The sequence below is a fragment of the Metabacillus sp. KUDC1714 genome, from assembly GCF_014217835.1.
In the GTDB taxonomy this organism is placed as follows: domain Bacteria; phylum Bacillota; class Bacilli; order Bacillales; family Bacillaceae; genus Metabacillus; species Metabacillus rhizosphaerae.
Genome location: NZ_CP055263.1, coordinates 1073667 through 1099335 on the forward strand (window position 1 = coordinate 1073667; position 25669 = coordinate 1099335).

22 protein-coding genes and 1 pseudogene are annotated in these 25669 nt (G+C 35.5%); 3 read left to right on the forward strand and 20 right to left on the reverse strand.

Annotated elements, in window-relative coordinates; translation table 11 throughout:
- Window positions 1-5 precede the first annotated feature (5 nt).
- The 19 genes and pseudogenes from HUW50_RS05230 to HUW50_RS05320 form a co-directional block, all read right to left on the reverse strand.
- Entirely contained in the window at window positions 6-953 is a 948-nt protein-coding gene (locus HUW50_RS05230) for a nuclease-related domain-containing protein (protein ID WP_066329758.1), read from the reverse strand.
- 603 nt (window positions 954-1556) lie between these two features.
- Window positions 1557-2180 carry an SGNH/GDSL hydrolase family protein gene (locus HUW50_RS05235; protein WP_083964534.1) on the reverse strand — a complete coding sequence of 208 codons (624 nt, stop codon included), beginning with the start codon at window positions 2178-2180 and terminating at the stop codon, window positions 1557-1559.
- Window positions 2181-2198: 18 nt separating this feature from the next.
- Entirely contained in the window at window positions 2199-3176 is a 978-nt protein-coding gene (locus tag HUW50_RS05240) for a glycoside hydrolase family 113 (RefSeq protein WP_185653747.1), read from the reverse strand.
- Window positions 3177-3230: 54 nt separating this feature from the next.
- Window positions 3231-3550 (reverse strand): annotated as a pseudogene (locus HUW50_RS05245) (acetylxylan esterase); the annotation flags it as partial.
- A 28-nt stretch (window positions 3551-3578) separates the two neighbouring features.
- Window positions 3579-4646 carry a LacI family DNA-binding transcriptional regulator gene (locus HUW50_RS05250; protein ID WP_066329750.1) on the reverse strand — a complete coding sequence of 356 codons (1068 nt, stop codon included), beginning with the start codon at window positions 4644-4646 and terminating at the stop codon, window positions 3579-3581.
- A gap of 183 nt (window positions 4647-4829) precedes the next feature.
- On the reverse strand, window positions 4830-7292 hold the full coding sequence (locus tag HUW50_RS05255) for a beta-mannosidase (protein ID WP_066329746.1): 2463 nt from the start codon (window positions 7290-7292) through the stop codon (window positions 4830-4832).
- Window positions 7293-7604: 312 nt separating this feature from the next.
- A complete protein-coding gene (locus HUW50_RS05260) occupies window positions 7605-8534 on the reverse strand; it encodes a glycoside hydrolase family 113 (RefSeq protein WP_066329743.1) in 930 nt (309 codons plus the stop codon).
- A gap of 135 nt (window positions 8535-8669) precedes the next feature.
- A complete protein-coding gene (locus HUW50_RS05265; protein ID WP_066329741.1) occupies window positions 8670-9500 on the reverse strand; it encodes a carbohydrate ABC transporter permease in 831 nt (276 codons plus the stop codon).
- Window positions 9501-9502: 2 nt separating this feature from the next.
- Entirely contained in the window at window positions 9503-10378 is an 876-nt protein-coding gene (locus HUW50_RS05270) for a carbohydrate ABC transporter permease (protein ID WP_066329738.1), read from the reverse strand.
- 218 nt (window positions 10379-10596) lie between these two features.
- Window positions 10597-11952, reverse strand: coding sequence for an ABC transporter substrate-binding protein (locus tag HUW50_RS05275; RefSeq protein ID WP_066329734.1), 1356 nt, complete (start codon window positions 11950-11952; stop codon window positions 10597-10599).
- Between the two features lie 461 nt (window positions 11953-12413).
- Complete coding sequence (locus HUW50_RS05280) at window positions 12414-13013, reverse strand: YesL family protein (RefSeq protein ID WP_066329733.1); 600 nt, start codon at window positions 13011-13013, stop codon at window positions 12414-12416.
- Between the two features lie 199 nt (window positions 13014-13212).
- Window positions 13213-14229, reverse strand: a complete 1017-nt coding sequence (locus tag HUW50_RS05285; RefSeq protein ID WP_066329730.1) for a substrate-binding domain-containing protein — start codon at window positions 14227-14229, stop codon at window positions 13213-13215.
- Between the two features lie 284 nt (window positions 14230-14513).
- Window positions 14514-15695, reverse strand: a complete 1182-nt coding sequence (locus HUW50_RS05290) for a glycoside hydrolase family 130 protein (protein ID WP_066329729.1) — start codon at window positions 15693-15695, stop codon at window positions 14514-14516.
- Entirely contained in the window at window positions 15692-16867 is a 1176-nt protein-coding gene (locus HUW50_RS05295) for an AGE family epimerase/isomerase (RefSeq protein WP_066329724.1), read from the reverse strand. Before HUW50_RS05295 ends, HUW50_RS05290 begins: the two co-directional genes overlap by 4 nt.
- Before the next feature lie 348 nt (window positions 16868-17215).
- A complete protein-coding gene (locus HUW50_RS05300; protein ID WP_066329723.1) occupies window positions 17216-18298 on the reverse strand; it encodes a DNA alkylation repair protein in 1083 nt (360 codons plus the stop codon).
- 68 nt (window positions 18299-18366) lie between these two features.
- Entirely contained in the window at window positions 18367-18741 is a 375-nt protein-coding gene (locus HUW50_RS05305) for an ArsR/SmtB family transcription factor (RefSeq protein WP_066329722.1), read from the reverse strand.
- On the reverse strand, window positions 18741-19172 hold the full coding sequence (locus HUW50_RS05310) for an SRPBCC family protein (protein WP_066329721.1): 432 nt from the start codon (window positions 19170-19172) through the stop codon (window positions 18741-18743). Before HUW50_RS05310 ends, HUW50_RS05305 begins: the two co-directional genes overlap by 1 nt.
- A gap of 111 nt (window positions 19173-19283) precedes the next feature.
- Window positions 19284-20207: an alpha/beta hydrolase gene (locus HUW50_RS05315; RefSeq protein WP_066329719.1), complete on the reverse strand. Its 924-nt coding sequence runs from the start codon at window positions 20205-20207 to the stop codon at window positions 19284-19286.
- 370 nt (window positions 20208-20577) lie between these two features.
- Window positions 20578-21120, reverse strand: a complete 543-nt coding sequence (locus HUW50_RS05320) for a glycerol-3-phosphate responsive antiterminator (RefSeq protein ID WP_396652604.1) — start codon at window positions 21118-21120, stop codon at window positions 20578-20580.
- 378 nt (window positions 21121-21498) lie between these two features.
- Here HUW50_RS05320 and HUW50_RS05325 point away from each other — a divergent pair, with 378 nt between their 5' ends.
- The 3 genes from HUW50_RS05325 to HUW50_RS05335 all read left to right on the forward strand — a co-directional run bounded on the left by HUW50_RS05325 (window position 21499) and on the right by HUW50_RS05335 (window position 23993).
- Window positions 21499-22230, forward strand: coding sequence for an ABC transporter ATP-binding protein (locus HUW50_RS05325; RefSeq protein WP_066329715.1), 732 nt, complete (start codon window positions 21499-21501; stop codon window positions 22228-22230).
- The gene (locus HUW50_RS05330; protein ID WP_066329713.1) at window positions 22227-23255 is read left to right on the forward strand and encodes an ABC transporter permease; all 1029 of its coding nucleotides are present in this window, start codon (window positions 22227-22229) and stop codon (window positions 23253-23255) included. Before HUW50_RS05325 ends, HUW50_RS05330 begins: the two co-directional genes overlap by 4 nt.
- Before the next feature lie 87 nt (window positions 23256-23342).
- Window positions 23343-23993, forward strand: coding sequence for a TetR/AcrR family transcriptional regulator (locus HUW50_RS05335; RefSeq protein ID WP_066329707.1), 651 nt, complete (start codon window positions 23343-23345; stop codon window positions 23991-23993).
- A gap of 85 nt (window positions 23994-24078) precedes the next feature.
- Here HUW50_RS05335 and HUW50_RS05340 read toward each other — a convergent pair whose 3' ends face one another.
- The gene (locus tag HUW50_RS05340; RefSeq protein ID WP_157094338.1) at window positions 24079-25479 is read right to left on the reverse strand and encodes an aldehyde dehydrogenase; all 1401 of its coding nucleotides are present in this window, start codon (window positions 25477-25479) and stop codon (window positions 24079-24081) included.
- Window positions 25480-25669: the final 190 nt, after the last annotated feature.

The window sequence follows — 25669 nt, forward strand, 5'->3', positions numbered from 1 at the left end:
AGTTTTTAAGGTATAAAATACACTCTATCCTTTGTTCTTCCTTCATGAACATAATTTAATGTACTGAAAAACTTTGTTGCACTAGTACGTGATGAGATGTGAAGAAATGACCGGAGCTGTTGATTTGATATTTTATTTCCAAAAAGATATTTGTATTCTTCTAGAGTTCTGAGGTGAGCATCCTTCGCTTTATGTTTACAAAATGAACATCGCCAAAAACCTTGGGTTCTTTTAGCAGGAAATTGGCCGCAGCCTGGACATTGCACTCCAGTTAGAATGTCATTCTTTGAAATATTATATTTGGCAAATAAGTCAACATCCTCTTCTGTATGCTTTTCCATAAGTGTTTTAGATAACTTTTTAAGAGTAGGTTTCGTTAATAACTGTTCTTTAAACTTCTTTTCTAGAACTCCTAATTTGTAAGGAATGTTTGCGCTATGAAGGATTTGGGATTTGAGTGACTTTGGGGCTTTTATAATTGTAGAAGGACTACTAATAACAACAAAACTTTGACAAGGGATTCGTGGAAATTTATGATTTTCCAGCCAATTCTCTAGATGGGATTGCTGCCTCCGTATTTGAATCAGGGGGCTTGGGAAGCCTTCCTCTTTCCCATCTAACGTTCGTATCATCTGATCATATTCTTCATCAAAATATAAAGTTCCCGCTATATTTTTCACTTCGAGGTTGCAAATAAAGAATGGTGAAGCAATAAGTGTATCGATTTGAAAAAAATGATTCTTATCTTTTAGCCTAATATTACTGAAAATAAGATAATTATCATTGATGTAACTTAAATAGTAGTCAATTGACTTTTCTCCTTTATATCCTGCAAGTTTTTTTGCATAATCTTTCTCTAAAATGGGATAGCTACTGTGCGATTTCCGGAGTCTATTTACTATCGCCTCTAACTTTAATAGCTCAGAAGACTTTTTTTGTTCTTTAATAATCAGGGGATATTCACTCCTTTATGTTTTGGATTACGTATCAAAAATGATATTCGCTATAATTGATAGTTATCCTGCAACTATTTTAATCATTTTAAAATGTATTTTATTAAAAAAGTAGACCATTTCAGTTTGCTTTACTGATGAAACCAGACTGAAATTTCTACCTTTTCATACGTTTTTAGTGAATTGAATCAGGTTAATGAATTAACTTCATTTTTTCCCACCACGCTTTCCTAGTGGATTGAACCAGGTTTTCTTTTTTTCGAACCACGCTCATTTACTATTTAACCAATTTGTTTATCTATTGAACCTCTTTTCTCATTTATTGAACCAACTCCATTTTCCCACCACGCATTCCTAGTAGATTGAACCAGGTTTTCTTTTTTTCGAACCACGCTCATTTACTATTTAACCACTTTCTCTCTCTATTGAACCTCTTTGCTCATTTATTGAACCAACTCCATTTTCCCACCACGCTTTCCAAGCCGATTGAACCAATTTTTAAACCCCACCATAAAAAAACCTCCCTAAATATAGTGTCAGGAGGTCGTAAATTTTCTATTTCAATATCCAGCTACAGGTTCATCATTGTACCAGATAAAACCTTCATTTCAACTGATCTTCAACCGCTTTTATCCAAGTTCTCGCCATTAGCATATTTCCTGCTGGATTCATATGAACACCATCTGTTGTTAATTTGTAGTCGTTACCAGATTGTAAATAGTTAATAAATGCTTTATGTGTTGGAACAACTGTTGCCTGAAAATCTTTTGCTACTTTATGAACAATCTCAACGTAGTCAAATAATAGTTGGTTTCCTTTAGCTTTTACATCTTCTTCAATAATCGTCGGCTCCATCAGGATGATTTTTGCATTTGTTTTTTCTCTTATTTGCGTTAATAAATCGGTATATAGCTGTTGAAATTGTTCCGTTGGTATTTGCTCCATGTCAGGATGATCTAATTGTCTCCATACATCATTTATTCCGATAGAAATTGAAATATAATCTGGTTTTAAGTCAATGACGTCCTTTTGCCATCTTTCAGCTAAATCGGTAATGCGATCGCCACCAACACCTCTGTTTAGAAATTGATAGGCTTGGTTTGGATACGTTGTAACAAAATAATCATGAATAAGTCTTACATAACCTGAGCCTAAGTTTTCATGGTCCTCATGTCTTCCCCACTCAGTTATACTATCACCGATCAGTAAAACCTTTTTCTCTACCACTTCATAACCTCCCACATACTATTTCTTTGCTTGAACATCTTTTCGATACCATTCCTTTAAAACGTTTTCAGCCTTTTTACCATAAATGTCAAAGTAAGTATTTGACTTAGCTTCTGCTAATGGATAAAGTTTTGTACTCCAGTCCCACCAGAAAAAGCCACCAAACCAAGGCTCGTCCCAAAATACTTTCATAACCGAACTATAAAAGTTTGCTTGTTCATCTTCACTATACGGAAGCTCTGTATGTTCAAAATCCCAAGGCATCGTCGCACAACCTTCAGCACTTCGACAACCAATTTCCATGAAGACAATTGGCTTGTTAAACCTTTCGTGAAGCTTCACTAATTTCACTTTCACTTTTTCCCAGTTTTTCATCATATTTTCTTCACTATCTCCAGGTCCTTCAGCTACTGGATAGTAAGCACTTGTCCCGATGATATCGACCTTGTCAAACCATGCTACTCCTTCTTCTTTCCCGTGGTTCGCATTATAAATAATCGGTCCGTTATAAACCCCTCTTACCTTTGCAATCACTTGCTCCCATTGTTCTGTTCTTGACTCAGTTCCAATCATTTCACAACCAACACAGAACATCTCACAGCCAAGCTCTTCTGCAAGCTCAGCATAGTGAAGGAGGAAATTCTCATAAGATCTGAACCATTTATCCCAATACTCTGTTGCATCCTCTGGAAATCCAATTCGCGCTCGCCATAATCCATCTCTTGAATTCACAACAGGCTTTAAGCAAACCTTTATACCAAGTTCCTTCGCTTTATTTACCGCAAATTCAATATCGCGATCTGTCATTGTAAATCCATAATCAAATGCGATCTCGGTAGATGAATATGTATCTTGATACGTAAAAAAGGACAATGCAATCCACTCACTGCCTGTTTCCCTTAATTTTTCTAGTGATTCAACTGCTTTAGGGGTACGATAAGCTCCACGAGATGTGTTCCAGCCATATGTCATCCCTTTCACGAAAATCTCTTTCATTGTTTTTTCTCCTCTATTATCAATATTCGCATTCCATCTGTTGATGGGATCCGACTATAAAGTTAAAAATCTCTGCAATACTTTATCAGATAAATGGGGCAGGAACTCATGGCCAAATTCATGATATAGAAGCAGTTTTTTTCTGCCGTAATTTTATTGTATGCAGCAAATTGTGAGGAAGGCGGACATATCATGTCAATCATCCCTGTTATCCATAATGTTTTTGCTTTAATTCGTTCAGCAAAATGTTGAATATCAATGTAACCTAGCTTTGTGAAGATCTCTTCTTCTCGTTCATGATGTGGATCAAAATTACGGAAATACTCGGCGATTTCTGCGTATGCTGAATTATTCATATCCATATCCCAAACCCGATAGCCAAAATTATTAATTTTTCGGCATTTACACTTTATTTAGTCTAGCTGTTGATTCACGAAGCAAAATTGTTCCAGCCAGTAGCACCTTCTCAAAAGGTAAATGTTTTTCTCTCATTCTTCTCATTAGCATTTCAACTGCTCGTTTTCCCAAATCTTTTTTTGCAACATCAACAGTTGTAATTGTTGGTGTCATCGAATAAGAAAATTCCATGTTATCAAAACCTACAACTGAGACTTTATTTGGTACGTGATAACCTATTTCTTCTAGCTCTGTAATCATTCTTTTCGCCACATTATCATTACAGCAAACAAATGCAGTAGGCATAGTTTGTTTTGTTTGTTTTTTTAACCATTGTTTAATTTCATCGCGCACTCGATCAGCACCCTCGGAATAGACAATGGTATCCCCTTTTAAAGTCAGCTTATTCCTCTCCATCGCACTTCTGTATCCAAGCCAGCGATCATAGAAACTACGGGAGTATTCAATGTTTCCAACAAATTGAATGTGTTGATGACCAAGTCCTACTAAATGATTTGTTAAATTCAAGCTACAATCAAAGCTGTTATTAAAAACCGAATCACACGGAATTAATGCATCCTCATAGTCCACCATAATTAATGGTATATGTAAGCGATGGACCTCGAGTAATAACGCAGTAGAGACAACCCCTATACTAATCACACCTAAAAAGCCCCTTGGATTCAAAACATTCCCAAGGCTTTCTACGTTATTTTCTGTAAGAACAACCATGCCAGCTCCGATTGTTTCTACTATTTCTCCAATGCCATCTAATATCCGCCCCCAATAACGTGATTCTTTGTTTTGGAAGCGGATATTTGGCATAAGCACTAACACACTTTTGTTATTTGTCACAGTAGTATCGATCGTTTGCTGCTCATTTTGTTGTTGATCATGTATATCTTCAATTTTCATATTCCTTTGAGCGAAGTATCCAAGCTTTGAGGCAGCTTGGAACACTTTTTCTCTTGTCGAAGGGTTGACCCCTTCTTTTCCAGACAGTGCTCTAGAAACAACAAACTTTGATACACCTAAGTAATCGGCAATTTGCTGCATCGTAACTTTTTTTGCCATGCTTTTATCTCACTCCACCAACGTATTTGATCATATTTCATGTATTTATTTTTAAGACTCTGTTAAACTCGGTTGTTGATTTCCGCTACAGACAGTGTCTTCTATCACTAATGTTCAAGAGTAGAATTACCCGGCCTATTATTATCAAAATGACGAAGGGATATGAGAGTCATTCAGTAATTTCTATGCAATATCAAAAACACTGCGAAGTGATAACTGTTGCTTAAATGCACCTAGACTTAGATCTTCACTCAAACTTTCTTTTTGAACGACAATCGTTCTATTAACTCCTGCCGAAAGGTCAAAGTAATTGTCACTAAACTTGCAATCTGCTGCGACTAATTCAAGTTCAATGTATTTTGCAAAAGCTATCGAGGATACAACAATTTCAAATGTTTCATCTGTTTCTGTCACGTCAACTGATAGTTCTGGATTTAGGAAAGTAAAATGCTTCGGCTTCGTAAACAACAGGGTTGTTACAGTTGTTTGTTCACCATTTACATACAATATGCACTCAAGGTACGTATTTCTCATTGCATCAAAAGTCAAAAATTCACCAAATGATAATTTCTCACATTGATTAGCCGTAAGACTTTCAATAGTTGCAGTCACTGTTCCTTCTTGAAGAACTTCTGACGTATTTTTACGTAATTTCCATTCAATTCGCGCATTTACATTTGCTAAAGAATCGTTTGTCACATGGATTTCTACATCTGTTCCATCTTCTCTAAGTGATAACAAAACTGGCGAATAAAACTTCTTCGTGAAATAATGCAACGCTTTCCAGCGACCGTAATAATCAATACTAGACCAAGAAGCAACCGGCCAACAGTCATTTAACTGCCAGTAAAGTGACCCCATACAACGACCGCGATTTCTTCTCCAATGTTCTACCCCATATTTAATTGCTTCTGCCTGCAATAGCTGGGAGGCATATAGTAAAGAATCAAAGTCTTTTGGATAAAGGAAGTTTTCAGAAAGGTAAAAGAGAATTTTCCCATTCGCAGCTCCATTCTTCTGGTGCTTTTCCATGACATATGAAAAAATATTGCGGTCTTCAGGCTCTGTAAAGGTTTCAATCGTTTTCATTGATGGGAATGATTGAAAACCAAATTCCGAACAGAAGCGGAAATGGAACTTCTCATATTCTGAGAATGGTTTTAATCCATGCCATACTTCCCAATAATGCATATCACCTTCATTTGGATTACGCGGTTCATTAAATCCTCCACCAGATGATGGGGATGATGACCAGTAAAAGGTCTGAGGGTCAAGTTCCTTAGCAAGCTCAGGAATAATAAATTCGAAAAGCTTGATATAGTCTGCTTTATGTTTGTAATCATCATTAGGCATATCTCCCCAATATACCCAGGCTTCTTCAACTTCATTATTTCCACACCAAATTCCAAGACTTGCATGGTGACGAATCCGCTTCATATTGTCGATTACTTCTTGTTCAACGGTTTCTCTAAACTCATCATTTAATTCGTACATACTACAAGCAAACATAAAGTCCTGCCAAACGATTAGCCCTTTTTCGTCACATAAATCAAAGAAATAATCCTCAGGATAAATTCCACCACCCCAGACACGAATCATATTAAAGTTAGCTTCCACACAATCATTGATTAATCGTTCGGTTCTTTCTGATGAATTTCTCGCTAACAAATTATCTTCTGGAATGTAGTTCGCGCCCATCGCAAAAATTGAGAGACCATTTACTTCAAATTCGAATGATTTTCCCCATTGATCAGGTTCATGTTTTACTTTTATCGTACGCAGTCCAATGGTTAATGCTTTTTCATCTAACAAGCCCTCCTCATTTGAAACAAGGACTTCTACCTTATATAATGGCTGTTCTCCATATCCATTTGGCCACCATAATTGTGGATTTGCTACATCAATCGTAATTGTTTCTTCCGATTTCATAGCCGTGATTTTTGTTGAATTTATTTCACCCGTTGGACTTGTAAGCTTCACCTCAAGGTTTACGATTTCTTTCTGTACATCCTTTACTTTCACACGTACATTTACACCGACCTCATTTTCATGGTGATCCTGACTAACATACACATCTTCAATGCGACTATCATTCCAAGCTAGCAGAGAAACAGTACGCCAAATTCCTAAATCAGGAATTCGAGGACCCCAGTCCCAACCGAACATACTATGGCCTTTTCGTATATGTGGATACCCTTCAACGGCATCGGTTACTCCCCATAATTTCGTTTCTTTCTGCTTTTCAGTTATATACTGAATTGGTGAGAGGAGAGTTACTTGTAAATGATTTGTTCCTTTCACTAAATAAGCCTTAATATCAAATTCATAGGTACGATGCATATTGTTTGTTTTTGCAACTAATTGTCCATTAACCATTATTTTTGAAAGTGTATCAAGACCATCAAATCGAATCGCAACCTGGCTATGACTAAGTAGTTCTTCATCAACTGAAAATTCACGAGTAAATTCATAATCCTTTGCAGCTATTTCATAAGCATGGTCTTCATTATCACGATAAAAAGGATCATCAATTTTCCCCTGCCTTAACAAGTCATTCATAACAGAACCTGGAACGATTGCATCTAACCATTCAGTTTCATTCGTACACTTCATTTTCCAAGATCCATTTAAATCTATTTTCTTCATTCTTCTCACCCTTCTAATCTGTTATTTTTGTTAGTTTTTTTGAGTAGTTTTAGATAAATATAGATATCTATAGAATCATTTAAACTTCCACTAGTTAAGCAATATATTAATTCAACCTATATTATTACAAATCAAGTACATTTACCCCTCTTGTTATTTTAGTTATTTTATTTGTTATTATAAAACTAACTTTATACTAATATTCAATTATAGTAAAGACATAACAAACATATTTTCATCCTAAAATATTCGACAAAAAAGGTAGCCCCCTAAACAAGAGTTTGCTACCTTAAGGATCGTTCACCTTCATCATTATTTAGTTGCATAAAAAGCCTTAATTACCTTCTCTGCTGGTTTTCCATAAACAGCATAATCATCATTATTTGCCGCGTTTTCTTCCATATGAAGCAGAGCTTTCCAGTCCCACAGACCAAAACCCTGTACCCAGTCTCTATCCTTTGTTTTTTCGAACATTACTTTATAATAATCCTCTTGCGCTTTCAGGTCCGTCTCACCTTCGAGACCCCAATCATTCGGAACATACGGCGAATTCGAACGACTTGGACAACCAGCTTCCGCAAAGAAAAACGGTTTATTAAATGGTTTAATAATCTTTTCGATACGATCTAACTGATTATCCCAATCATTTATTGGATAATAACCACTGGACGAGATCACATCTAACGCATCCCACCATTTCACATTTCCTTCTTGGTATTTATCAGTATTATACGTAATAGCCCCATTATAAACCGTACGCACTTCATCTACTAAAGCACGCCACTCTTTGTCTTTACGTTCTGTTTGTACCATTTCACAACCAACAATGATCATGTCACAATTTGTTTTCTGAGCAATTGCAGCATAATGCATTTGATATTCCGTATAGCTCTTAAACCAATCTTTCCACTTAGGTTCACAAGGAACATCTAGGTCAAAGAAATTAATATGCGCTCTCCATGTACCATCCTTACAATTCACTGTAGGTTTTAAGATCACCTTCAGGCCAAGCGACTGAGCATATTCAATCATGTCTACTAATTCTTCATCTGAAACCATGTGTTCCCCAGTATAATCAACTACTGTTGTATGGGCACCATCCTGTAAAGCTGCTAATGAAATAATTGCATAATCTGTATTTGTTCGTTCTTTTAAGAGCCTCATAGACTCCTTCGCTTCAGGCTTCTTAAAATCTCCTTTTCTACTCATCCAACCATACGTAAAACCTTTGATGAATTCCAAAAACGGCTCCTCCTTACAAAATAAGGGCTGACATCAAAACTAAAATTCAGTCCCTTACGGTTTCCCATTACAAAAATAACGTCTCAAAAATATGACTTTCCAACACTATCCCAGACAGGACCATTCGATGAATAATTACTTAACTGAACCTGCCATTCCGTTGTATATATGTTTCTGAAGTGAGATGAAAGCAATCAACGTCGGGATAATCGCAATCATAATCCCAGCACAGATAACCTCCCACTGTGATCCATAAGGTCCTTTAAACGTAAACAGCGCGGTTGAAATAACATGAAGCTCCTTTTTCGGCATATAGAGAAACGGTGTATAAAAATCGTTATATACATTTACACCTTTAACGATGATAACCGTAACAATAGCCGGCTTAAGTAAAGGTAAAATAATTTTTCTGAAAATCGTTACATATGACGCACCATCAAGCATTGCTGATTCATCTAATGAAACTGAAATCGAATCCATAAACTGCAAGAAAATATAAACTGCAATAATATCTGTACTCATGTACAAAATAATTGCCGCTCCTCTTGTATTAAACAACCCAAGCCCCTCAATTATTTGGAAGGTTGCAACTTGCGTTGTAACAGCTGGAATAAGTGTAGCAAGTAAAAAGGCACCCATTAATAGATTGCTACCTCTGAATTTAAAACGATTTAATACAAATGCGATCATTGAACCTGTTAACGTTGCACCTACAATCGAAACAAGTAAAATTATCGTTGTATTTACAAACCCCACCATCATATTTCCTTCAACAAATGCCCTTGTGTAATTTTCGAAGTTTGTCCAATTTTCAGGCGGTGTTAAAGGTCCTGAACTCTTATATTCACTACTTGTTTTAAAAGAGGCAAAGAATACGACCGCAATTGGAATTAAAGCTGCGAATAATCCTAGAAGCAGTGATACATATTTAACTACGCTACCTAACGTATACTTTAATTTATACACTTCTAGTCCTCCTTAAAGAATTTTTTCTGTATAAGCGTTACAACGATAACAATAATCATAAGCACAACAGCCATCGCAGAACCTAGACCGACCTTACCATACTTAAACGCAATATCTACTGTCTGGATAACAAACGTTTTACTACCGTTAGCACCAGCTGTCATAATGTAAGGAATTTCAAACGAAGAAAGTGCTCCACTTATCGCTAGAATTAAATTAAGCTGAATGATTCTGCGAATACTCGGTAAAATAATATATCTAAACTGGTGCCATTTATTCGCACCATCAATTTCCGCTGCTTCATATACATCTTTAGGAATCGATGAAATCGCTCCTAAAAAGATGATAAAGTTAAAACCCATATATCTCCATATAGAAGTTCCTGCTAAAGAAATATTAATAATATCTGGGTTTCCTAACCAAAGTTGAATAAACTCGCCTAATCCTAAAGTATTTAAAACCGTATCCAATGTTCCCTCAGGTCTAAAGAAAAACAAAAACATAAAACCAATCGCAACACCATTTAATAAGTAAGGAAAAAACAAAACACCTTTAAAGAAATTCTTAAAACGCACGTTAAAACTTAAAATTGTCGCAAAATATAACGCTAATCCCATTTGCACAAACGTTGCAAAGAAATAATACAAACTTACTTTAAAAACAACAAAGTATTCTGGATCAGTAAAAATTGTCAGGTAATTTTCAAATCCGACAAACTCCTTATCACTAAATCCATTCCAATCTGTGAAACTGTAATAGAACATATTCGCTACCGGTATATAAGCAAAAGTAATTAACAATGCTACCGGAACAATTGAGAAAAGAATAATAATGACTCTTCTTTGCGCGTCATAAGATAGGTTTGAGAATTTGAACACAGACTACACCTCCCGGCAGTAATAAAAGCGAAATTCACATAAGCTTAGCCTCAGGCAAATAAGTCGCTCAGGAATGGAAGGTGTTAAAGTACCTTCAATTCCTGAGTGGCTTATATCCTTTTAGGACTGGGCGCTAAGAGTAAACTTTAGTATTTAAGTTAAGAAAAGTGCATAACATGCACTTTTCTCTAACACATTTTGTTATCGGGTATCCTTAACTACTCACCCTTGATTTTCTCTGCTGCTTCATTCCAATCAGCATTTAATTCTTTATTTATATCTTCATAAGTCTCATCTCTATTTCCGATAGCCGCTTCAATAATACGCTTCTTATTATCTTCTAACCAGAAACCAACTTCAGATTCTTTATCAATTTGGTCAAGCAAACCTTCTTGTCCTTCTTTAGCCGGTTCAAGTAATGAGAATACAACTCCCTGTTCTTCATATGCTTTTAACTCTTCTGGAAGTGGAACGCTCTTAGCTGCACTAATACCACCAGCTTGCTCAACAGCATATCCAGAGTCATGAATGAACCAGTCAACCCACGCTAATGCAGCATCTTTATGCTCAGTATGCTTATTAACACCGATTTGCAAGTCTGCTCCTAATGGGAAAATTACTTCTTCCGCATTCGTTGGGAATGGCATATAACCAATATCATCTGGGTTTTCAGAAACACCTTTAATTTGGTCAATTGCCCAAGAACCTAATACCATCGTAGCAATTTCACCTTTACCCATCATCTCTTTTGATAATTCCCAATCAGTTGTTAATGGATCTTTTTCAATCAAACCTTGTTTAGCGATATCATACATAATTTTATAAAGCTCATATTGAGGTTTTCCAGGTACTAATGGATCCTTTTCGTTTACTAGTGTTTGGTTATAGTATGCAGCATCACCAGCAACAGTTGTTATAGCACCTTGCCACTGTGTTAACGGCCATCCAGCTGCATAGTTCGTGTACATTGGAATTGCATCAGTATTATCTTTAACTTTGTTTAAAGCCTCCATAAACTCATCTATTGTTTTAGGAGTTTTTTCAATTCCAGCTTCTGCAAATACCTTTTTGTTATAAACGACACCAGTGTAAGTTACTGCAATTGGAATACCATACACTGTACCATCTACTGCTCTTTCTTCAACACCCATATAATCCTTTTCCATTTCAGCAAGTTTTCCAAGTGGCTCAAAGAAATTTGGAATATCTTCAATTGGAACTTGTGGAGCCATTAAAAGCACATCACCATAATCTTCAGTGTTCATACGCGGTGTTATTTGTCCGCCGTAATCTGTTAATGCCTCGAAATTCACTTCAACATTTGGATAGATCTTTTGGAATTCTTTCTCATACTCAGGGAATACCGTATCAACAATATCCGTTCTTTGAGTAATGAATGTAATTTCCCCTTCAATTTCCTTAGGATCTTTATCTTTCCAACTTACATCCGCTTCAGTTGAACCACCATTTGCGCTCCCATCATCTTCCTTTGAAGTAGATGAACAACCAGTAAGAGCTGCAAGTACAACAAGTACCATAGCCATAAGTAAGCTTAGTAATCTAGTTTTTTTCATTCTATTAACTCCTCTCTTTAATTCACTTTTAAGTTACCGTATAGGTTACAAATTAATTGTATGATGGTAACGCTTTCTTGTCAATGACTTTTCTTTTAATATTTTCAACATTCTACAAATTTTTTAAACTTTCACTCTAAATTAATAGTAATCTCTTTAATAACCACTGTTTATTTCGACATTTACTAGTTATTTTATGACTGTAATATACAATAAAAATCCACCTTTTCTGCATAAAATAAACCCTTGTCCCTTTCACATACTTCTCTGTTTCTTTATTACACTCTGTTTATAATCCTATATGTAAAGTTAACGTTAAGTTAATTATTCCTCGTTTAATTATTCTCAAGTAAACCTTCTCAGTTTATTCTTTTAATTTATAACAAACAAAATAGGGTTACTCTCATAGAGAGACATGTATGCCCTCGTGAGTAACCCTACTAGCAATTTCATTAACTACTCTATTTTTCTACTTCCAAAACCTTAACTAATGAAAAAATAACACCTAGCCCATATAAAAAGGGACCGAATACAACAAAAAATACAAGATTATAACCAGCAGCAATAAATAGTAGAATAATTATCACTAAAATTGAGACCGAATTTATTGGATTTTTGATAATGGCTAAGAAGGCATGGATATTGCCATCCTTTACATTCATGTTTTTAAAAGCAAGAAATGCCGTACTATAAGTTAACATCAATAATACCATTGCCAAGAAATAGATTAATAAAATAGATAGGACAAGTGAAAATGCATTTGTTTGCTTATTTACAAAGAAAAGACATGTATAAACAATGATCATACTAAAAGTATAGATAAAAGATGTCACCTTATACATTTTAAATGATTCATAATAATGATTAAAAAGAAGCTTTACATTTTTATTTTTCTCCTCATCCTCACCCTTATTTATGTCACGCAACACTAAAAACAGTGTACAAAAGCTCGGGACGATACTATATACAACTAAACCCTTTAATAGCGATAGCCAAAAGCATAAACTTACTTGAAAATATTTATACATATATTGAAAAAACAAAACGATTTTGCTATTCATTTTTTTCACTACCTTTATAAATAGCTCTATTAAACTTGGTTGTTGATTTCCGCTGCGGGCGTTCGCTCCAATCAACAAAGTGCCAAAATCAACAGTGAGCTTAACAGAGCCAAAAAATAATTAAACTTGGAAAAGGCTTCTTAAAATAACATTCATCTACACATTTAGTATACTAAAAAAATAACAACAAGGTATAATGTTACCTTGTTGTTATTTTTTTAACTGACTTTCGATAGACTATTTTTCCTTTTACTAATACACGTCCAAAGTTTTTCTTTGGATCCTTTATTTTTTCTAAAGTGAAGCTCACTGCGTTATTCGCCATTTCTTCTATGTCAACTTCAACTGTAGTTAGTCCAGGTTCTGTTATCGTTGCATATACATCGTTATCAAAGCTTACGACCGAACAATCTTCCGGAACTTTATATCCTAATTTTGTTAGCTTGTGAACTAAATTATGTGCAACCTGATCACAGTTACACACAAATGCAGTTGGAAGCTTTTCAGGAATTGTAATATCGATATAAGTACCATGTTCGTCGCGATCATTTAGGATATAGTCTTGCTTTAACTCAACTTTATGCTCAAGTAATGATTTAAAATAGCCTAAGAAACGGTCCTGTATACTACTAGTTGAATATAAATTCCCAACATAAGCAATCTCACGATGACCATTGTGAAGAAGATAGTTCGTAATTTCATAGGCTCCATAGAAGTTATCTGTAATAACTGAATCAATATCTGCATGCTCATCATAGAAATCAAGAAAAACTTTTGGAAGCTCGATACCTTGGATTTTTTCAATATATTTTTTACTTATTTGCCCAAGAATAATGAAACCATCTACTTTTTTCTCATAATAAATTCTTGGAAGGTTTTGCTTTTTTTCATCTTCACTATTTAAAATATGGAGTATTCCATAGTAACCATGGTTCTCCAAAACCCTTGATATACTTTGGTATACATTTAAATAAAACGATGATTGTTCCATACCTGCAAAACGCTCAGGAACGATAACGCCAATATTATAAGATAATCCTTCTTTCATAGACTTTGCCATTGCGTTATAGCGATAGCCCATTTCTTCAGCAAGGTGTTTAATTTTAAGTTTAAGCTCCTCACTCACTCCATCTTTATCGTTAAGTGCCTTTGAAACAGTAACACTACTTACGCCTAATTGATCGGCTATATCCCTCATCGTCACATTGTTTTTCATTTTTCATTTCCTCCGAGCAAATTGCTTATCTCATTTTGCTAGTAATGTATATAAGGCTGTTTTCGCAAACATTGTTGCTATTTACCAAGTAATGCAGCGTGGTTGATTGCAGCGAGAGATGCTCGCTTTCCGCGGGGCGGGCGGTGAGCCTCCTCGGCGTAAACGCCTGCGGGGTCTCACCTGTCCTGCTACTCCCGCAGGAGTCTCGCAATCCGTTCCAATCAACCTGAAATAGTTTTTGTTTTAAAAGCAACTATCTCTTAAAAAATAGCCTATATAAACAATCACTTAATCTCTTTAAGTAATTCTAAATTCCGCTCAATCAATTCCTTACGCTGTGCAGCACATTCTAAAGAGCGAAAAGGATCTTCAGGAGTATTAAAGGTGTAATCAACAAGCTTTTCTATTGTTGTCGTTGCCACGTGAATACGAGTGTCACTTGATGCATAATAGATAAACACTTCATTATTTTCATTTACTACAGCTCCGTTACAGAAGACAACATTTGATACATCACCTATCCGCTCTTCATCATAGGGTGCAATAAAATGGCCACCAGGTGTTGCAATTACTTGCGATGGATCCTCTAAACTAGTTGCAAGTGTGTAAAGGACATAACGTAAACCCGCTGCAGTGTTTCTCACTCCATGTGCAATATGAATCCAGCCTTTATCCGTTTTAATTGGTGCTGGTCCTTGCCCATTTTTAACCTCGTAAATCGTATGGTAGCGCTTCTCATGCATAACCTGTTCTTCTTTTATAATTGGATTTAAAATATCTTCACATAAGGCAAATGCTATTCCACCACCAGAGCCTGTTGAAATAAATCCATCCTGTGGACGAGTGTAAAATGCATATTTACCATCAACAAATTCAGGGTGTAGAACCACATTACGTTGTTGTGGTGATGGAGTTTCAATATTAGGGAGACGATCCCATTTTTTAAGATCCTTTGTCCGCACTAACCCCGCTTGGGCAATAGCACTAGATGTATCAAACTCAGATGCATTTAGGTCCTTGCTTTCAGAGCAATAAATCCCGTAAATCCAACCATCTTCATGCTGAACTAAACGCATATCATAAATATTCGTTTCTTTTTCATCAATATCTTCCCATGTCAATGGTGTATCAATGAATCGAAAGTTATCTATGCCATTGTCACTCTCAGCTAGCGCAAAAATCGATTTACGATCTAAGCCTTCAGTACGAACAACAAGATAGAACTTATTATTTAAATAAATTGCACCTGGGTTAAAAGCTGCATTTATTCCTAATCTCTCCATAAAGTGAGGATTTGTTTCTATATTTAAATCAAAGCGCCAATGTAATGGAACATGGTGACGAGTTACAACCGGGTTATCATAACGATCATATATTCCATTATAAAAGTCTGCCTTTTTCTCATTTTTTTTGTTTAATAGTTCATTTTGTTTTTCAACTAATTCAAAATACTTTTCATGTATCATTTGTTTTCAATCCTCTCCATCATTTCTAAACAAAATCTTGAATTATGATATGGTGTTTTCCATGGTTCTCCAACTGCTCTTTCCGTTGGCTTGCCATCTGGTTCAACAGACCAATACCATTCTCCACCGTCACGATAATCGACAATATTATTTTTCGTGTACTCCCATAATCCATTTACTAATGTTAAAAATTTCTCATCATTCGTTCTTTCATACGCATTATGGAAGCCAACCATTGCTTCTGCTTGGACCCACCAAATGCGTGTAAGGTCAACATCATCATTATGCTGTTCATTTGCAAGAGAACCATCTTCAAGAATTGCTGCATCTGCAATGTTATAGGCAATATCAATAACCATTTGAACAAAACGTTCATCTTCAAGACCTAACACATTAAGTGCATCATCAATTAACCAGCTTGCTTCGATGTCATGTCCAAATGATTTTAAATGGAGCAAAGAGTTCCAGTGTTTATCAAAAAATACGTTTAAGAATTTTGTATCCTTGTCATAAATCTTTTCATAGAAAATCTCGATTAAATTTGTTAATCGTTCCTTAACCACTTCTTCTGCAGATGCTTTATAAAGATTTGTATAGGCTTCTAAAACATGAAGATGTGTGTTAGTCGTAATTTCTGCTACAACACCATTTTCACTCAGCTTTTCATTTGGAAGCTCGTTCCATTCCCGATCAAATTCTTCTTTATATGCATTGTTATCCTTATCAAAGCCTATTGTTTCGATTAAATTAAAAATTTTATTTGCGTATTGTAGTGCCTCTTCACTTTTTGTTATAAGGTAATATTCACTTAATGCATAAACACCAAATGATTGAGTATAAACATGTTTTTGGTCTTCAACAGGATTCCCTTTATAATCGACTTGCCAAAATAAACCTTGGTGTTCATGATCATATATTTTCTCAACTAAGAATGAGTAAGCATGATGTGCGCATTCTAAATATTCAGGTCTTTTTGTCACTCGGTAAGCTGCTGAGAACGACCATAAAAACCGCGAAGCAGCAATACCACCTTTATCGGCTTCTTTATTAACAGTTAGATCATAATTAACTTTGCCAAAGAAACCACCATTTTGTTCATCCTTAAGATTTATCCAAAACGGTAAAATATGATTAAGTAAATGATTTTCTATTTCACTTTTTAGTTTACTCAAAATATAAAAAACCTCCAAACTTTAGTTTACCGATAACTTAATTATTATGTTACTTTGTAACTTGATATTTGTCAATCTATTATAAAGCGGTTTCAATACTTCAGATCGTATTTGCTAATAGGTAGTCTTTTAAACTATATTTTTATAAAGGCTGTTTTCGCAAACTCAGTTGCTCTTTACCAAGTAATGAGGTGCGGTTGAATTCCGCTGCAGGCGTTGCGAAAAAACAAAAAGAGAATTAACCCATTAAAACAATTTGAAGGTTAATTCTCTCTTTATTAAACTTATTAATTTATGTTCTTATTTGTCTTTTACTTAAATTTGTATTCTTTATAACATGAACTTAATTCAAACCACTAAGAAATATTCGCTTGCCTTTGTTTCCCCGTTCACCACAATGGAAATCTTGTGTTTTCCTGGATAATGTTTTCGTGTTGTTAAATCTTTAAATGAATGTTTCTTCGTATAAACCTTTTTTTCACCAGAGTTTATCACATTTTCAGCGATTTTAAATAACTTCGTTGAATGCTTTCCATTAGCCTTCACGAAATCAAGTGCGTATTCAACCCGGATCTTTGTAGGCTTTTCATCTGATGATATAAGCTGAAAAGAAAAAGATAACGCATCACCAATCGTTAGTTTATCTGTCACAGTTAACTCTTCTACAATTAGATTAGGATTCGTACCAAAACCAAACAATTCTAGCGCTTGTTGATCTCCCTTTTTCATTAAGGTTCTTATTCCTCTTTTGATTATCCAATTCGTATCAATGTTGTCGCCATACCATTTTTGAGCGATTTCAAGGACAAGCTCTGGGTGGTCCTTTGAAATGTCATTTAAATTGTTTGCTACACTTTTTCGAACATATAAAGATGGATCCGCTTTTAAATTCTCTAAGATTGGAAAAATTGGAGTTGGATCTTTTTTGAGGCTTGTTAATGCAATTCCCCATGGTAGTCGAGGTCTAGAGCCTTCACTTGCTAATCTTCTTACATGCTCATTCGGATGTTTGCTCCATTTTAAAAATTGATCCATCATAAGTGATTGGTTTTTCATAACAAAAGGTCTTACTGCAAATTCAGAGGTTGATAATTGCGTAAAGTATTCAAGAGCTTTAATCGATTCATTCCAAAACTCAAGTCCATATACCTCTACATAATCTGGAAAGACAATGCCAGTTAATCCCCCCCTACAATGTGGAGCGACCTTTTTTAATAGCTCTAGTACTTCTATAAATTCCATAGCTAATGTTTTATGAAGACAATTCGTGATATGTCTTACTCGTTGCTTTAATGCTAATTCATTCCACATATCATCATAAATTAGCGATTGAAATAAGCGAGAATCAAAATTTCGATATTCTGATTTAATTGAGGTTGAAAGCTCATTAATATAGTCTTTATCAAATAAATTTCTTAATTCTTCTGCCATTTACCTTCTCCTCTGTCTATAATTGGCTTATTAACGATTGAATCAGTTTAGCCTACTATCAAAGTAGGCTACTTTTCATTATTATCAAAACGATCTATCTTTTCGACTGCCTTCAACCCGCATGTTTCTTCATTTTCTACTAGATGTCTTAGCATTGAAATTTTGTTATCCCAAAATTGTTCATAAAAGGAAAGCCAGTCCTTTAATTCAAGCAAAGTATCTGGCTGCAGCTTGTACCTTATTTCTCTTCCTACTTTTTCTACACTTAAAAGATTAGCTTCAGATAGTATCCGTAAATGCTTGGACACAGCCGTACGACTCATCGGGAAGTGCTTGCTTATTACGGTCACAGGTAATTCCTGATTCGCGAGTAGCTTTAGCATTTTGCGGCGAGAAGGATCAGCAATCGCTTGGAAAACATCATATTTTTGAACGGCTGTCATTATCCCTCAACTACTTTGCGAAGACGATCATTAACAATTCCTTCCCAACCATTGTTCATTCGATCTCTTATGACAGTATGTGTCTCACCTGCTGGCCCGACCACTTCGTTTGGTGCCCCCCAGCCAGAATGGATAAGTGTAAATTCTGTTTTTCCTTCTAATTCCTTTAACTCGAACGAAACTTTCCAGCCAAATACGCCCCAAGTGAATGTAAGTCCAGTTGGCGGATTCACTTCTAACACTTTACACGGTGATTTCTCATATGGTGAATGGAGCGTGAACTCATGACCTTCCTTTGGCTCAAAATCATTTGGCATAAACCATTCAGCAATTCCCTCTGAAGATGAAACTGCTTGCCATACCTTTTCAATTGATGCATTAAATACTGTTGTTTTACGAATTTCTGGTACTTTTTCTTGATTATTTGTCATGTGTATTGCCTCCATGTATATTATGTAACCAAATGGTTTCCTAACAACAATAATACGAAACCTTTTGGTTATGTGTCAATAAGAATTTTAAATCATTACATTAGGGAATAATTACAATTGTTCCTCTAACCACTGAATGATATGAGTTATTACTTCTTTTCGATTTGTTTCATTCAGCATTTCATGACGTCCTTCTTTATAAAACATATAATCTATATTTTTAATTCCATGTTTTTTATATTGTTTGATAACACCGATAACACCTTTTGTTTGATTACCGACCGGGTCATGATCCCCACTGAAAAAGAAGAAGGGTAGATCCGTTTCAATTTTTTTGACTTCACCGTTTCGATGGATTGTTTCTAATCCAGAAAGTAAATCATAATAAAAGCTAGTTGTAGCAATAAATCCGCAATGAGGATCTTCTATATATTTTTGTACCTCGTTTCGATCCCTTGTCAGCCAATCATAATCAGTTTCAACCGTGGAGAACTTCTTATTATACCCACCAAAGGTTAGCTTGTTCATGAATGGACTCTCAGTTCGCTCACCCAATTTATTAACCTGAGATTTTGCTAGTCTTTTACCGATTTTCCCCATCAATCCTGGATCTCCACCTGTTCCAGAGATGATCACTCCATCAACCTGTTTTTGAAAGCGTTGTACAAAACGTCGAACTAAAAATGATCCCATACTATGTCCCATTATGAAAATAGGTGTATCTGGATACTCAGTGTGAATGAAATCGTTTATTTCCCCTAGGTCCTCAACAGCTCGTTCAAATCCATCACCATCAGCAAAAAAACCTAAAGTCCCGGCTTTTTCACCTGTTTTTCCATGTCCACGATGGTCATTTCCATAAACAAAAAAACCTGCTGAAACAAGTGCAATGGCAAATTCGTGATATCGATTTATATGCTCTGCCATCCCATGTGATACTTGTAAGATCGCTCTTGGCTTAACATTTTCTTTATACCATTTAAGCAAATAAACCTCATGGCCATCAGACATTGTTAACCACTTTTTCTGATTCATACTAAGCATCCCCTTTTCACTAGGTTCTTATCAACTAAAGCGCAAGCGCCTTGATCAGCCTCAGGCAAATAAGATAATTTAGAATAGAAGGCGTTCTTTGACTTCAATTCTAAATTATCTAGACCCTAGAGGGGCTAGGCGCTGGAGCTGGATGTCGTGCGCTTATCCACAGTTCAAGAATTTTATAATTTCCTTAACGACTAAAAAAGAGACCGGAACTATCATTATAACAATCGCTATAATGTAGCATGGTCTCTTCAAGTCTCCTACGGTCTTATTTACTTAACTAAATTATAACATCCCTTAACATTGCATAACAGAAAAAAGCGCAATACAAATTACGTGATACGCCAATATTTGTTTTAAAAAGTTATCTAAAGTACTCCCAAAGCTCTCTTTTTGAAGTTGTAATTGCCTCAGCACCCGCTGACAGTGCGTCCTCAACCTCCCGAGTACTACGGATAAGACCTCCGGCAAAAATCTTAATGTTTGTTCTTTCCTTTACCTCTTTAATCATCCATGGCATAGCGCCTGGTAATACTTCAATATAATCAGGCTTTGTTTTTTCAACTAAGCGATAACTTCTCTCCAGAGCATGTGAATCAATTAAAAACATCCGTTGAATCGCAATAACTCCCTTTTGCTTCGCTTTAATAATAACAGAGGATTTAGTTGAAATCAGTCCATATGGTTCAAACTCCTGGCAGATATATTCTGTTGCATAATCATCATTTTTCAGCCCATGAATGAGATCAACATGGTAAATAATTTTTTTATTATATTGCTTTGCAAGCTTATGGATATTAATTAATTGTGAAATGTGAGTTTCTAAGAATACACCGATCTCATAATTACTTTGTAAAAACTTTTCAAATTGCTTAATAGTAGAAAAAGCCGGTAATATTTTTTGCATTTGCATAGTCTTCACCTTTTCATTTAGCTATATTAATAATCGCACATTGTTGAATAGGGGTATTTTTAATAAGTATATGGCTTCCTTTGTTATCACAAATTCCTCTCGAGGTACAATCATCAATACTAATTACTACTCGTCATTTTTAAGGGTATTGCCTACTAATTATCTATCATTAAACAAAATTATTAGCAATATTGTACCATTAATCTTGTTGTTTTCCACAGCAGTCCTCATAAAAAACTATTATTTTAATATTTGAATTAGTCATAACTTACACCATTTCGTTAATGAGTGATTACTCACTTTACAAGAGAAGTAACAAGGTTTATTATTTAAGTGAGTAATCACTCATTTTATAGGAAGAGGTGAAGAATTTTGAAACAGACAAAAGAGATTGTTTCAATTCAACATATCTCAAGAGCATTTGGTAAACAGCAGGTCTTAAACGATATTAGTCTAGATATCTATGAAGGCGAGATCTTTGGACTGCTTGGACCCTCAGGTGCAGGTAAAACTACACTAGTCAAACAGTTGGTTGGTTTGGATCTACCCACATCAGGAGAAAACTTTCTATTTCAAGAGAAAATGCCATCATTAAAATTAATCGAAAGAGTCGGATATATGGCCCAAGCTGATGCACTTTATGGAGAATTATCAGCAAAGGAAAATCTTCAATTTTTTGCATCACTTTATGGGTTAAAAGGCATGAAGCAGCAACAAAGAATGACTGATGTGATGGAAGTTGTTCAACTTACAGATCACATGACTAAACTCGTCTCTAATTACTCTGGTGGCATGAAAAGAAGGCTATCATTAGCTATTTCACTTCTCCACGAGCCTGATATTCTAATACTCGATGAGCCTACCGTGGGGATTGACCCAGTTTTAAGAAGAAGCATTTGGGAAGCATTTTATGACCTAAAGAAAAAGGGTACAACGATAATTGTGACGACACACGTCATGGATGAAGCGGAAAAATGTGACAGATTAGGATTAATGCGAAACGGTGGCCTGATTGCAGTTGGTACACCAAAGGAACTGAAAGAAAAAACAAAGACCACGACAATTGAAGAAGCATTTCTCGTCTATGGAGGTGCCTACTTATGAGAATAAAAGCATTAATCATTCGAATTTTACGACAAATCGTTCGTGATAAAAGAACGATGGGGTTGTTAATATTCGCTCCGATTCTTGTTTTAACGATGCTTCACTTCGTTTTTAATACTGATGATTATAACCCTAAGGTAGGTCTAGTAAATGTTCCAGAAACAGTCGTAGATAAACTTGAGCTAGATGACGCAACAGTCACTCAATATAATGATGAAAAGGATGCTAAAAGGGATCTTTCTGATCGAGAAATCGATGGCTATATCCGATTTGACAACCAAGTTCCTTCAATTTTTCTTGAAGGTAGTGATCCAAGTGTTAATGGAGCAACAGTTAAATGGATCCAAACCGCTTTAGGATCTCTGCAAGGAAATAGTGCAGCTTTTGACCTTGAAGTTGATTATTTACACGGTTCCAGTGAAATGGGACAGTTTGATTATTTTGGACCAGTTCTACTTGGATTTTTTGTTTTCTTCTTTGTTTTCCTTATTGCAGGTGTTTCATTTTTAAGAGAACGCACAACAGGAACACTTGAACGACTTCTATCAAGTCCATTGAGAAAGTGGGAAATCGTAATTGGCTATCTACTTGGCTTTGGTATATTTACCATGGTTCAGGCGTCAATCATTGCCGCTTATGCTATTTATGTATTAGGGATGCTGATGGAAGGAGCATTCGTCTATGTCATGTTAATAACCTTACTCCTTTCGTTAACAGCTCTTACTTTAGGAATTTTACTTTCATCTTTTGCTAATAATGAACTGCAAATGATTCAGTTTATACCAATTATCGTTGTCCCGCAAATATTCTTTTCAGGATTGTTTAACTTAGAAACAATTTCAGACTGGCTCAGTTGGATTGGACCAATCACACCATTATACTATGCTGCAGATGCACTAAGAGAAGTAATGGTTAGGGGCTATGGCTGGGATAAAATCCAACTGGACCTCCTTGCATTAGCAGGCTTCTCCATCTTATTTATACTGTTAAACATCTCAGCGCTTAAAAAGTACCGGAAAATATAGATTCGCGGATAAACGAAATGTTGAATTTCACCTACTAGTAAAAATCATTTATTATAGACTTATATTCAAGGTACAAAGGAGCACAAAATGTCTGAACAAGATAAAATGATCGATGAATTGTTTAATCATGATGAGGAGTTAACAGAAAAACAGAAAAAAATCTTAGCTGCTGCAATTGAGTCCTTTGCAGAGAAGGGCTATGCGGCTACCTCTACAAGTGAGATTGCGAAAAAAGCTGGTGTAGCAGAAGGAACAATCTTTAGGCATTATAAAACGAAGAAGGAATTACTGCTAACCATTGTAGCCCCAATGATGGCAAAACTAATAGCACCTTTTGTTATAAAAGATTTTAATAAAGTACTAAACCAGGATTATGAACACTTTGAAGACTTCGTGAGAGCGATGATTGAGAACCGCACAAAATTTCTTATGAGTAACATGCAACTTTTTAGAATACTCATTCAAGAAATTCCTTTTCATCCAGAATTAAAAGAACAATTTAAAGAACATATTGCGAAAAAAATATTTGAACGGTTCGAAAAGGTGATTGCACATTACCAGGCTAAAGGACAGATCATTGACATGCCACCTTTTAGCGTTATCCGGATGACAGCTTCAACGATCTTTGGCTATGTTATTGCCCGCTATTTGCTAGTGCCTGAAGCAGAATGGGACGATGAGGCCGAAATCGAAAGAACGGTACAGTTTTTAATGCACGGGTTATCTCCTATAAAGTAAGGGTTTTCTATGTAATTAAAGTCCCTGCAAAAAGTAACGAGGTAGGCTAGTCCATAAGATTTTGACCAGCCTTCCTTGTTATCAACTATTTCATAAATCGCTTAATGATTTTTAAACTATTTTTTGCATTTGGATAACGAAAACGCAAGTCAAAACGATTCGTTTGTTTGAGAACACTTTTGTAATGTGAGAAGGCAACAAAACTAGATTCACCATGGTATGAACCTATCCCACTTTCTCCTACTCCACCGAATGGAAGATAAGGTGTCGCTATGTGCATTAACGTATCATTGACACATCCTCCTCCGAATGAAATAGAATTTGTAACCACACTTTCAATCTTTTCATTTGTGGTAAAAATGTAAAGCGCCAATGGCTTTGGACGACTTGTAACAAAATCAATTACGTCTTGAATATGTTCATATTCAATTATCGGCAAAATTGGACCGAAAATTTCATCCGTCATTACAGGGACTGACATACCTCTAGGCTTTATCAATGTGGGGTTAATCTTATGTTTTTCTTCGCTAATTTGTCCACCGAACAAAATTTCTCCATCATTTAAATACCCTCTTACACGATTGAAATGTCGTTGATTCACAATTTTGGGATACTTTTCGTTTTCAATTGGATTTTGTCCATAAAAATCAACAACAACTTTTTTTAATTCTTCGATAAACTTATTTTGAATGTTTTTATGAATGTACAAATAGTCAGGAGCTATGCAAGTTTGTCCTGAATTTGTCCATTTTCCAAATGCAATTCGTTTAGCAGCCAATCCGATATCTGCAGTTTCGTCTACAATACAAGGGCTTTTCCCCCCAAGCTCTAACGTAACAGGAATCAATCGATTAGCTGCTTTTTGCATCACGATTTTCCCAACCGGTACACTCCCTGTAAAAAAAATATAATCAAACGGCTGTTCAAGTAAGTGGCTAGTCGTTTCTACTCCGCCTTCCATTACTGCAATAAATGCTGGATCAAACACCTCACTAATTACCTTAGCAAGCAAGCTGGAAGTATGTGGGGTTAATTCTGAAGGTTTTAAAATAGCTGTATTACCCGCAGCAATTGCACCTATTAACGGAGCTAGCTGTAATTGGAAAGGATAATTCCATGGCGCAATAATTAGTGTGACACCATAAGGCTCAGCAATTTTGTATCCTTTTGATCCAATATGGGTCTTTGCAGTTTTTACCTTTTCTGGTTTCATCCATTTGTTGATATTTTTTAAAGTAAAGCGGATCTCTTCAAGCAAAAATCCAATTTCAGTAACATATGCTTCGGTTTTTGATTTATTTAAGTCGAGTTTTAGCGCTTCACATATTTGCTCCTCATTGGAACGGATTAGATTAGCAAGATTTTCAAGCATTTTCACTCTAATTTCGATTGGTTTTGTTTGACCACTATGGAAGAATTTTTTCTGCAATAGAACATTTGAATGGACTGAATCTAATGTATGATCATTAGTAATTGTTTTAGGCAATGAAATCCCTCCTACCTATTTAGCTTTCATTAACACAAATTGAATTTAAATGATATACAAACTGTTAACGAAGTAGATTTTCAGATTCAAGGTAACCTAGTAATTTTTTGAGTCTGTTCCATCTTGATAGGCATCAAAGTATAGAGCTTATCCTAATGTGAATAAGCTCTTACTACTTTATTAATAATTT